General features: G+C 65.8%; 8 protein-coding genes. All 8 read right to left on the bottom strand.

Features of this window, described 5'->3' with window-relative positions; all coding sequences use genetic code 11:
- Window positions 1-73: 73 nt before the first annotated feature.
- The 8 genes from truB to CFB50_RS07995 all read right to left on the bottom strand — a co-directional run bounded on the left by truB (window position 74) and on the right by CFB50_RS07995 (window position 11,262).
- On the bottom strand, window positions 74-1,006 hold the full coding sequence (gene truB, locus CFB50_RS08030; protein ID WP_069247820.1) for a tRNA pseudouridine(55) synthase TruB: 933 nt from the start codon (window positions 1,004-1,006) through the stop codon (window positions 74-76).
- Between the two features lie 13 nt (window positions 1,007-1,019).
- Entirely contained in the window at window positions 1,020-1,418 is a 399-nt protein-coding gene (gene rbfA, locus CFB50_RS08025; RefSeq protein WP_039339297.1) for a 30S ribosome-binding factor RbfA, read from the bottom strand.
- Between the two features lie 113 nt (window positions 1,419-1,531).
- Window positions 1,532-4,450: a translation initiation factor IF-2 gene (infB, locus tag CFB50_RS08020; RefSeq protein WP_069247818.1), complete on the bottom strand. Its 2,919-nt coding sequence runs from the start codon at window positions 4,448-4,450 to the stop codon at window positions 1,532-1,534.
- A gap of 91 nt (window positions 4,451-4,541) precedes the next feature.
- Entirely contained in the window at window positions 4,542-6,017 is a 1,476-nt protein-coding gene (gene nusA, locus CFB50_RS08015; RefSeq protein WP_006476166.1) for a transcription termination factor NusA, read from the bottom strand.
- Window positions 6,017-6,475 carry a ribosome maturation factor RimP gene (gene rimP, locus CFB50_RS08010; protein WP_014897219.1) on the bottom strand — a complete coding sequence of 153 codons (459 nt, stop codon included), beginning with the start codon at window positions 6,473-6,475 and terminating at the stop codon, window positions 6,017-6,019. The genes nusA and rimP overlap by 1 nt, the downstream gene beginning before the upstream one ends.
- 453 nt (window positions 6,476-6,928) lie before the next feature.
- The gene (gene rluB, locus CFB50_RS08005) at window positions 6,929-8,686 is read right to left on the bottom strand and encodes a 23S rRNA pseudouridine(2605) synthase RluB (RefSeq protein ID WP_089445482.1); all 1,758 of its coding nucleotides are present in this window, start codon (window positions 8,684-8,686) and stop codon (window positions 6,929-6,931) included.
- Window positions 8,687-8,746: 60 nt separating this feature from the next.
- The gene (scpB, locus tag CFB50_RS08000) at window positions 8,747-9,778 is read right to left on the bottom strand and encodes an SMC-Scp complex subunit ScpB (protein ID WP_089445481.1); all 1,032 of its coding nucleotides are present in this window, start codon (window positions 9,776-9,778) and stop codon (window positions 8,747-8,749) included.
- Window positions 9,779-10,050: 272 nt separating this feature from the next.
- Window positions 10,051-11,262 carry a pyridoxal phosphate-dependent aminotransferase gene (locus CFB50_RS07995; RefSeq protein WP_089445480.1) on the bottom strand — a complete coding sequence of 404 codons (1,212 nt, stop codon included), beginning with the start codon at window positions 11,260-11,262 and terminating at the stop codon, window positions 10,051-10,053.

Raw genomic sequence — 11,262 nt, 5'->3', positions numbered from 1 at the left:
AAAAAAGCCCGGTCGACATCTCACGTCGACCGGGCTTTTTTCATTCCGACGGAAGCGCGTTCGCGCGGCTGCGTCAGGCCGCCGTGACGACGAGCCGTTCCGGCGCAAGTACGCCGTTCGCCTTGCGAGCCACGCCGAGCAGCCGAGTGGCGTCATAGACGCGCACACGCTCGCCTTCGGCCGCATCGATCGGATCGAGCCCCGACAGCGGCAGACGCTGGCCGTGCAGGAACCGTTTCGCGCTGGTTTCATCGAGACGAACCAGCGGAAACGTCGACAGCAACGCGTCGACCGGCTGGAGCCACGCATCCCGCGACGCTTCGTCCGCATCGGACAGCGCATCGAGCGTCACCGCATGCTCGAGCGTCAGCGCACCGACGCCCGTGCGACGCAGCATCGTCAGATGCGCACCGCAACCGAGTGCCTCGCCGATATCCTCCGCCAGCGTGCGCACATAAGTGCCCTTGCTGCAGGTCACGCGAAACGTCACGTCAGGCAGGTCGCACGCGAGCAGGTCGAGTGCGAGGATCGTCACGTTGCGGCCCTCGCGCTCGACGGTCTGCCCCGCCCGCGCATATTCGTACAGCGGCTTGCCATCGCGCTTGAGCGCCGAATACATCGGCGGCACCTGCACGATCTCGCCGGTGAAGCGCACGAGCGCGGCCTCCACCGCCGTGCGATCGCACTCGACCGGCCGCGTGTCGATCACCTCGCCTTCCGCGTCGCCGGTGGCCGTGCGCTGGCCGAGACGCATCGTCGCTTCGTAGGTCTTGTCCGCTTCGAGCAGATCCTGCGAGAACTTCGTCGCCTCGCCGAAGCACAGCGGCAGCAGGCCCGAAGCCAGCGGATCGAGCGTGCCGGTGTGACCGGCTTTCTTCGCGAGCAGCAGACGCTTCGCGCGAATCAGCGCGTCGTTGCTCGACAGGCCGACGGGCTTGTCGAGCAGGAGGACGCCATCCAGCACGCGCCGGGGCACGCGCGGACGTTGGGATGCTGCAGTCGTCATAGGCCGGTCGAGCTCAGTCGTCCTTGGCGGCCGCGTCGGCCTCGTCGTCGTCCTTCGCGCGCGTCGAGTTCGCTTCCTTGATCAGGCGCGACATTTCCACGGCCTTCTCGATCGTCTGGTCGTAGTGGAAATGCAGCGTCGGCACCGTATGGATGTGCAGGCGCTTGAACAACAGGTTGTGCAAGTGACCCGACGCGTGGTTCAGCGCTTCCTGCGTCTTGTCCGGATCGCCGGTCAACGCGGTGAAGTAGACCTTCGCGTGTGCGTAATCCGGCGTGAGTTCCACGCTCTGGATGGTCACGATGCCGATGCGCGGATCCTTGACCTCGCGCATGATGAGTTCGGACAGATCGCGCTGAATCTGGTCAGCGATCTGCACGTTACGATTGGGGGAAGTACGTTTCCTGGACATGATCGATCCGTGATCCGTTTATCAGGATGAAGCGGCGGCCAGTGTTGGCACGCCACATGAAAATGGGCGGGACAGGCCCAAGCCTGCCCCGCCCATGAGCCGATGCGCGAGGGTTACAGCGTACGCGCGACTTCGGTCACTTCGAAGACTTCGAACTGGTCGCCTTCGACGATGTCGTTGAAGTTCTTCACCGACATACCGCACTCGAAGCCTTGCTTCACTTCCTTCACGTCGTCCTTGAAGCGCTTCAGCGATTCGAGTTCGCCCGTGAAGATCACGACGTTGTTGCGCAGCACGCGCACCGACGACGAGCGCTTGACGATACCGTCCGTCACCATACAGCCGGCGACTGCACCGATCTTCGGTACCTTGAAGACCTGGCGCACCTCGACCATGCCGGTGATGACTTCGCGCTTCTCCGGCGCCAGCATGCCCGACATTGCCGCCTTCACCTCATCCACTGCGTCATAGATGATGTTGTAGTAACGGATGTCGATGCCGTTCGACTCGGCCAGCTTGCGCGCCTGTGCATCTGCACGCGTGTTGAAACCGATGATGACCGCCTTCGATGCCGTTGCGAGGTTGACGTCATTTTCGCTGATGCCACCCACCGCGCTGTGCACGATCTGCACGCGCACTTCGTCGGTCGACAGCTTGAGCAGCGACTGCACGAGTGCTTCCTGCGAGCCCTGCACGTCCGCCTTGATGATGAGCGGCAGGTTCTGCACTTCGCCTTCGCCCATCTGCTCGAGCATGCTCTCCAGCTTCGCGGCCTGCTGCTTCGCAAGCTTCACGTCGCGGAACTTGCCTTGACGGAACAGTGCGATTTCACGCGCCTTGCGCTCGTCCGGCAGCACGATCACTTCCTCGCCCGCACCCGGCACTTCCGACAGACCCTGGATTTCGACCGGGATCGACGGGCCGGCTTCCTTCGTCGGCTTGCCGTTCTCGTCGAGCATCGCGCGCACGCGGCCGTAAGCCGTACCCGCCAGCACGACGTCGCCTCGGTTCAGCGTACCGGACTGCACCAGGATCGTCGCGACCGGGCCCTTGCCCTTGTCGAGCTTCGCTTCGATCACGATGCCCTTGGCCGGCGCCTCGACCGGTGCCTTCAGTTCCAGCACTTCGGCTTGCAGCAGCACGTTCTCGAGCAGATCGTCGATACCCGCGCCCGTCTTCGCCGAAACCGGCACGAACGGCGAATCGCCACCGTACTCTTCCGGCACGACGCCTTCCGCGACCAGCTCCTGCTTGACGCGATCGAGATTCGCGTCCGGCTTGTCGATCTTGTTGATCGCGACGACGATCGGCACACCGCCTGCCTTCGCGTGGGCGATGGCTTCCTTCGTCTGCGGCATCACACCGTCGTCGGCTGCCACCACCAGCACCACGATATCGGTCGCCTTCGCGCCGCGTGCACGCATTGCCGTGAACGCTTCGTGACCCGGCGTATCGAGGAACGTGATGACGCCACGCGGCGTCTCGACGTGATAAGCGCCGATGTGCTGCGTAATACCGCCCGCTTCGCCAGCAGCAACCTTCGCGCGGCGGATGTGGTCGAGCAGCGAGGTCTTGCCGTGGTCGACGTGACCCATGACCGTGACGACCGGCGGACGCGGCAGTTGCTCCGCATCGGTACCCGTTTCGCCTTCGACGAGCAGCGCTTCCGGATCGTCCAGCTTCGCGGCAACCGCGCGGTGGCCCAGTTCCTCGACGATGATCATCGCCGTTTCCTGGTCCAGCACCTGGTTGATCGTGACCATCTGGCCCATCTTCATCATCACCTTGATGACTTCAGAGGCCTTGACCGACATCTTGTGCGCGAGGTCGGCAACCGACACGGTTTCCGGCACGTGCACTTCGCGGACGATCGGTTCGGTCGGCGCCTGGAACGTCGAGCTGTCCTGGTGACGGCCGCGACCCTTCGGGCCGCCGCGCCAGCCGCGGTCGACGCCGCCGCTCGAATCACCGCGCGTCTTGATGCCGCGACGCTTCGATGCGTCGTCCTGCCAGCCGCCCTTGCCTGCGCCCGGCTTCTTGTTGCGGTCGCCCGCGCCTGCCGGCGCCTGCGTCGTTGCCGGTGCTGCACCGGCCGGCTTCTTCACGGCCGGACGCGCCTGCGCACCTTCCGGCTTTGCCGGTTTGTGCAGCGTGCCCTTCGCTTCGGCCGGCTTCGGCGGCTCGACCGGCTTCGGCGGCTCGACTGCCTTGACCACGGCCTTGCGCGGCGTGTTCATCATTTCGCGAATCGCACGCGCTTCGGCTTCTGCCGCCGCACGACGCTTGCTGATCTCTTCCTGCTCGGCGCGCGCCTTGTCCGCCGCCTCGCGGGCAGCGTCTTCAGCCTTCTTCGCCGCTTCGCGCTGAGCCGCACGTTCGGCGGCTGCGCGTGCTTCGTCCTGCGCGGACTGCGTGCTCGCCGCTTCCTGCTGCTCGGCTGCTGCAGCCTGCTGTGCGGCTGCCTGCTGCTGAGCGGCCGCAGCTTCGGCCGCAGCACGCTTCGTCGCTGCCTCTTCCTCGGCGCGACGACGCTCGGCTTCAGCCGCTTCCTCGCGGGCGCGGCGCTCCGCTTCCTCGCGCTCGAGGCGTTCCTGACGCTCGCGAAGCTCCTGCGCCTGCTTCTCGAGCAGCTCGGCCTCACGGCGCGCTTCTTCTTCGCGACGCTTCAGTTCCGCATCGTCGTCCGCTTCGGCAACCTGCGCCTGACCCTGTTCCGCACCCTCGCTCACGTCGTCGCGCTTGACGAACGTACGCTTCTTGCGGACCTCGACCTGAATGGTGCGAGCCTTGCCCGTCGCGTCAGATTGCTTGATCTCCGACGTATGCTTGCGGGTCAGCGTGATCTTGCGCTTGTCGCCGTCGGTTGCGCCGTGCGACTTGCGCAAATGATCGAGCAGACGCGCCTTGTCCGTTTCGGACAGCGCATCGTCTTCACTCGCTTTCTGGACGCCCGCTGCCTGCAGCTGTTCGAGCAGCACACCAGCAGGCATTTTCAGTTCCGCGGCAAATTGGGCTACGTTGTTACTCGCCATTCATTCCTCTTAGTGCAAGGACCGATTCCTTGCGGTTAGCATCGGGTCAGGCCATACGGCCGCCATCAAATCAGTGCGCCATGGTCATTTCTCACTGGAACCAATGTTCACGTGCTTTCATGATCAACGCCTTAGCGGCATCCTCTTCCATTCCGGTCATGTCGACCAGTTCATCTACAGCCAGCTCGGCGAGATCGTCGCGCGTCTGCACGCCGTGTTCGGCCAGCTTCGCGAGCAGCTCCGGCGTGATGCCGTCGAGGCTCTTGAGATCCAGCGCTGCGTTCTCGACCTTTTCTTCGTTCGCGATGGCCATCGTCAACAGCGCGTCGCGTGCGCGGTTGCGCAGTTCGTGCACGGTGTCCTCGTCGAACGCCTCGATTTCGAGCATTTCGTTGAGCGGCACGTACGCGATCTCTTCCAGGCTCGTGAAGCCTTCGTCGATCAGGATGTCGGCAACTTCTTCGTCGACGTCGAGACGCGCCATGAACAGTGCACGCAGCCGGTCGCGCTCTTCACCCTGCTTCAGGGCGGATTCGTCCGGCGTCATGATGTTGATCTGCCAGCCGGTCAGTTCGCCTGCAAGACGAACGTTCTGACCGCTGCGGCCGATCGCGACAGCCAGCTCGTTCTCGTCGACGACGACGTCCATCGAGTGCTTTTCTTCATCGACGACAATCGACTGGACAGCTGCCGGCGCGAGCGCGCCGATCACGAACTGGGCGGGATCCTCCGACCATAGCACGATGTCGATGTTTTCGCCACCGAGCTCGTTGCGCACGGCCTGCACGCGGGAACCGCGGATGCCGACGCAGGTCCCGATCGGATCGATCCGCTTGTCGTACGCGATGACGCCGATCTTCGCGCGCACGCCCGGGTCGCGGGCAGCCGCCTTGATCTCGAGCAGGCCCTGCTCGATTTCCGGCACTTCCATCTCGAACAGCTTCATCAGGAACTCGGGCGCCGTACGCGACAGCTCGATCTGCGGGCCGCGCGCAGTGCGGTCGACCTTCGCGATGTAAGCGCGCACGCGGTCGCCCACGCGCAGGTTTTCCTTCGGGATCAGCTGATCGCGGCGCAGCAGCGCCTCGACACGGCCCGATTCGACGATGAAGTTGCCCTTGTCGAGGCGCTTCACCGTACCCGTCATGATCTTTTCACCACGCTCGAGGTAGTCGTTCAGGATCTGCTCGCGCTCGGCGTCGCGCACCTTCTGCAGGATCACCTGCTTGGCGGCCTGCGCGCCGATGCGACCGAACTCGATCGACGGAACGGGTTCCTCGACATACTCGCCGACTTCGACGTCGGGCTTCTGCTCACGTGCTTCGAACAGCAGGATCTCGCGATCCGGCTCCTGCAAACCTGCCTCATCGGGCACGACGAGCCAGCGACGGAAGGTTTCGTGCTCGCCGCTTTCGCGATCGATATGGACGCGGATTTCGGCGCCTTCGTCGAACAGCTTCTTGGAAGCGGACGCGAGCGCAGCCTCGAGGGCGCCCAGCACCACATCCTTGTCGACGTTTTTCTCGCGCGCCAGCGCATCCACCAGCATCAACACTTCGCGACTCATTATTTGCGGCTCCTAAAGTCAACTTGCGGAATCAGGCGGGCTTTGTCGATATCGGCCAGCGTGAAATCCAGCATGGCCGCCTCGCCCTTCTTCCTCTCAAATTCCAAACCGATCGTTTCGCCATTCGGCGCGTGCAGAATGCCCCGGTACGTCTTGCGCCCGTCCAGCGGCTTTTTCAAGGTCACGGAAACTTCGCTGCCGGCGAAGCGCTCGAAGTCGGCCAGCTTCTTCAACGGGCGGTCGAGCCCCGGGGACGAGACTTCGAGCCGTTCGTAATCGATGTTTTCGACCGTCAAGACGTGCTGGAGCTGACGCGTGACCTTTTCGCAATCTTCGAGCGAGATGCCGGCAGGCTGATCGATATAGATGCAAAGCATGCCGCGCCCGGTGCGCTCGAGATCCACCAGCTCGTAGCCGAGCCCGGTGACCGTGGTTTCTATCAGTTCCGTCAGTTGCACTGTGTCCTCTCAGGTGTTCGCGCCCGCCGCTCGCGATTCACCCGCGGGCGCGCGCCTTAGCCGGCGCAGGAAGCGCTACCCGAGATGCCTAACCGTTTCAGCAAAAAAAAATGGGCGGAACGCCCATCTTCTTACTGGTGGTCGCACCTGAGCCGCACATTGAATCCGTACGCCCAGCGACTCCGCGATTATAGCGATTTTTGGCGCAAACGCCAAGCCAGCCGGTAAAAGCAGCATGTCGCCTGCCTTTACGGGCCCAAAAATGCGAAATCGGGCTGCATGATCGACCGGCGCCATCGTGGCATGCCGGTGATCGGTTATGCCGGCGGCCGTCCAGCACCGCGTGACATATATACAGTCGAAAGCAATAAACGCAATGCCTCGCGCCGGCAGGACCGGCCGGATGCCGATCCAGCCGGCACACCGGCGGCCTTGCGCCGCATGCCTGAATGCTCAGCGGCTGCGCGTACGGCTGCGCTGCGGACGCTGACCGCCGCGCGGGCCGCCGCCGTTGCCGGCACCCTCGGCACGATTGCCGTTCGGGTTGCGGTTACCGCCCTTGCTGCCGCCACGCTTGGGGCCCGCGCCGTCGCGCTTGGGGCCTGCGCCATACGACGCGCGGTTGCCGTCGACATCGCCACGGCCACCGCCAGGGCGATTGCCATCGCGTCCGCCTCCGCCCGCACGGTTGCCATCCCGGCCGCCGCCGGCGCGATTGCCGTAGCCCGACGGTGCGACCGGCAGGCTGCCGTAGCCGCTCAGACCCGGCAGGCCCGGCCCGCCACGACGACCACCACCACGACGCGGCTGATCCAGCTGCCCGTGCGTCGTCAGCACCGGCTCGCGGCTGATGAAGCCCATCGACGTCTGCATCGGATCGGGCTGGCGACGCTCTGCCTGGCCTGCACCGGCGCGCTTGCCCTTCTCCTCGGACGGCGCCTTCAGGCCGACGGTCGCCATCAGCTTGCGCACCTGCGTGTCGTCGAGCTCTTCCCAACGACCGCGCTTCAGGCCGCGCGGCAGCGGAATCGGGCCGTGACGCGTACGGATCAGGCGGCTCACCATCAGGCCGACCGCCTCGAACATCCGGCGCACTTCGCGGTTGCGGCCTTCGGCCAGCGCAACGTGATACCAGTGGTTCGTGCCTTCGCCGCCGCCGTCGCGGATGCGCAGGAAGTTCGCCGGGCCGTCATCGAGCTCGACGCCGTGCAGCAGCTTCTGCCGCATGCCTTCGGCCAGTTCGCCGACGACACGCACCGCGTACTCGCGCTCGACGCTGTAGCGCGGATGCATGAAGCGGTTTGCGAGGTCACCCGAAGTCGTCAGCATCAGCAGACCTTCGGTATTGAAGTCGAGGCGGCCCACCGCGAGCCATTTCGCCGTCTTCATCGGCGGCAGGCGGTCGAACACCGACGGACGGCCTTCCGGATCCGCGTGGCTGACGATCTCGCCCGTCGGCTTGTGGTACAGCAGCACGCGCGGCGGCTTGTTCGGCAGCTTGCGCTTGACCGGCTTGCCGTTGATCCGCACCTGGTCGGTCGGCATGATGCGCTGGCCAATGTGCGCGGGCTCGCCGTTCACCGACACGCGGCCGGCGACGATCAGCTCTTCCATTTCGCGGCGCGAGCCCATGCCCGCTTCCGCCAGCACCTTGTGAAGCTTCGGCGCGTCGTCGTCCGGCGACAGCACGCGCTTGTTCGCCGGCTGGCTACGGCCGCGACGCAGCATCGGCGCACGCACGCCGCTACCGCCCGCGGAGTTGTCCGCGTCGAATGCCGGCGACGTCACGTAGGCGAACAGTTCGTCCTGGGACGCATCGCCTTCCACCTTTGCCTCACCGCCTTCAGCCTTCGGTGCGCTGCCGCGACGACCCTGGCCGCCCTGAGCCTTGGCCGCGCCTTCGCGCTTGGCCGCCGGCTTGCGAGCACCCTTGGCCGCACCTTCCTTGCGCGGCGCACGCGTCGGCTGCTGCGCTTCGGCGGCCTCGGCCGGCTGCGCGTCAGCGCCTTCGCCGCCCTGCGACTCGCCTTCGGCGCCCTTCGACTTGGCTGCCGCGCGACGCCGCGCGATCAGGCTGCGCGGGCCTCGCCGCAGACCGCGGCGGGGACGCTCGTCGCCACCCTCGGCCGAAGCGCCCTGCTCCGGCGCATCGTCGGCACGCGCTGCCTGCACGGCAGGCGCGGACGATTCAATATCGTGGATATCTGTCAAAACAACCTCAAAATGTCAGGTCTCGCGCCCGGCGCGGGCGCGGCAAGAAGTTGGCCGCGATCAGGCGCGACGCTGTTCAGGTTCTGCTTCGTCGTCCGGCAGCGCATCGGCACCGATGGGTGCACTGGCGCTTCGTACGGCATCGGCGAGACTGTCGGACGTGTCGTCCAGCATCTCGTCGTCCGCAGGACGGGAACGGGGGGCGTCGGCCTGACCAGCCTCGCCGGGCGTGTCGCCGGCCGCTTCCGCTCCGTCTCCGGCAACCGCTTCGGCAGCCGGCTTGCGATCTTCCTCGCTCCAATCCGCGCGCAGCGGTTCGGGCTGCACACCGGCCGGCACTGCTTCGGCGCCAGCCTGTTCCATTTGTTCCGTTTGCCCGCGGACAGCATCGAGCGTATCGCGGCTCGCGATTTCATGCGTCGACGCGACGTCCGCCGCGGGATCATCCGGCAAGCCGGCCGATTGACCGGCGGATGCTTCATCCGTTTGCGGCGCGTCGTCCGCGGCGTCGCCGGCAACCGGCATGCCCTCGTCGAAATCCATCGCCTGCTGCGCAAGCAGCGCGGCCTCGATGTTCGCGGCCGGCTCTTCGAGGGCAGGCAGATCATCGAGCGCCTTCAGGCCGAGGTCGTCGAGGAACTGCTTGGTCGTCGCATACAGCGCCGGGCGTCCCGGCACGTCGCGATGACCGATCACTTCGATCCAGCCGCGATCCTCGAGTTGCTTGACCACCTGCGTATTGACCGTCACGCCGCGAATCTCTTCGATGTCGCCGCGCGTGACAGGTTGCCGGTACGCGATGATCGCGAGCGTTTCGAGCACCGCACGCGAATATTTCGGCGGCTTCTCGGGATGCAGGCGGTCGAGATAGTGACGCATCGCCGGCTTGCTCTGGAAGCGCCATCCGGTTGCCAGCGCCACCAGTTCGACGCCGCGGCCGGACCAATCCTGTTTCAGATCTTCGAGCAACGTGCGGACCGTGTCAGCCGACACGCCGTCGGCAAAGAGCTTGCGCAAATCGCCGAGTTTCAGCGGTTCCTGCGCGCAGATCAAAGCAGTCTCGAGGACGATCTTCGCCTCTTGGGTATTCATGCAGCTAGGCCAGACCCTGTGGTCAAACGAACCGGATCAACAAACAGACGAAAGGAACGGAAGACGCGCTCGCCCGATTCTGATCGGTCATATTGATGGGAGCACGAACCGGGGGCGGCGAACCAACTTCAGGCCAGGCCCAAACCGGACGGAACAGCACGGCTCAACGACGGAACCGCGTGACTGAGCGCCATATTACGCAAAATTGCCCGGTGCGTAAAGATGAGCCGAACGGGTTGCCGCCAGCGCGCCGCGCCCGCTCCGGCCCCGCTTCAGCGGTCGGCCACGCCCCGCGCGAGGAACCGCCGCAACCGCTCGACACCCGCGTCGAGGCGCGCCGGATCGCACGCGTAGCACCAGCGCACGAACCCTTCCCCCTCCTGGCCGAATGCACGCCCAGGCGCGAGGCCGAGCCCCGCCTCGCGCACCAGCGTCTTGCAGAACGCGAGGCTGTCTGACGCACCCGGCAGGCGCAGAAACATGTACATCGCGCCCGGCGGAGGCGGCACCTCGACACCCGGCAGGGTGCGCAGCGCGGCGACCAGGTGATCGCGCGCATCGCGCAGTGCCGCGACGAACGATCGCACGAACGGCTCGCCATCGCGCAGCGCGACCTCACCCGCGGCCTGCACGAAGCCCGGCGCACACGACGTGTTGTATTCGACGAGCTTCGACAGGTCAGCCATCACCGCTGCCGGCGCGATGAGCCACCCCAGGCGCCAGCCCGTCATCGCCCACGCTTTCGAAAACGAATTCACGACGATGACCCGCTCGTCGCGCGATGCGATGTCGAGGAACGATGGCGCGCCGTCCGCGCCGCCTGCGTCGAACGCGAGCCGCTCGTACACCTCGTCGGCAACCAGCCAGATACCGTGGCGGCGGCAATGGGCGAGCACGGCTTGCTGGTCGTCGCGCGACATCGTCCAGCCGGTCGGATTGTTCGGCGAGTTGATCAGCAGCATCTGCGTATCGGGCGTCAGCGCCGCAAGCAGCCGCCCGACATCGAGCTGCCAGCCCGCATCGCCATAGCCGAGCGGGACGCATTCGACCTGCGCCCCAAGGATCTTCGGAATCTCGACGAGATTCGGCCACAGCGGCGTGACCGCGACGACGCGCTCGCCCGGACCGACCAGCATCTGCGCGGCCAGCATCAGCGCGCTCACGCCCGAACTCGTCACGGCCACGGTGTCGGCCGCCGTCGCCCCGTGACGGGCGCCGACGTAGGCCGCGATCGCGGCGCGCAGCGGCGCAGTGCCGAGGTTGTGCGTGTAGAAGGTTGCGCCATCGCGCAGCGCCGCCGCGGCGGCCGCGCGGATGAAGTCCGGTGTCACGCGATCGGATTCGCCGAACCAGAACGGCAGCATGTCCGGCACGCCAAAGCCGGCGTTTGCCACTTCCCGGATCAGCGACGGACGCAACGCGTGTACGGCGTCGCGGGCCGCCGGCGAGCCGGCCACCGGAAGAGAATCTGCGGAATGCACCAT

The sequence above is a fragment of the Burkholderia sp. AU33423 genome (genome assembly GCF_002223135.1).
GTDB lineage: Bacteria > Pseudomonadota > Gammaproteobacteria > Burkholderiales > Burkholderiaceae > Burkholderia > Burkholderia lata_D.
Note: the sequence above shows the minus strand (reverse complement) of the source record. Positions and strands in the feature narration are given on the sequence as shown.

Bases quoted from the DNA above. Each gene is read 5' to 3' on its own strand.
- scpB (WP_089445481.1), bottom strand. From the start codon at position 9,778: ATGAATACCCAAGAGGCGAAGATCGTCCTCGAGACTGCTTTGATCTGC.
- nusA (WP_006476166.1), bottom strand. From the start codon at position 6,017: ATGAGTCGCGAAGTGTTGATGCTGGTGGATGCGCTGGCGCGCGAGAAA.
- infB (WP_069247818.1), bottom strand. From the start codon at position 4,450: ATGGCGAGTAACAACGTAGCCCAATTTGCCGCGGAACTGAAAATGCCT.
- rbfA (WP_039339297.1), bottom strand. From the start codon at position 1,418: ATGTCCAGGAAACGTACTTCCCCCAATCGTAACGTGCAGATCGCTGAC.
- truB (WP_069247820.1), bottom strand. From the start codon at position 1,006: ATGACGACTGCAGCATCCCAACGTCCGCGCGTGCCCCGGCGCGTGCTG.
- CFB50_RS07995 (WP_089445480.1), bottom strand. From the start codon at position 11,262: ATGGTGCATTCCGCAGATTCTCTTCCGGTGGCCGGCTCGCCGGCGGCC.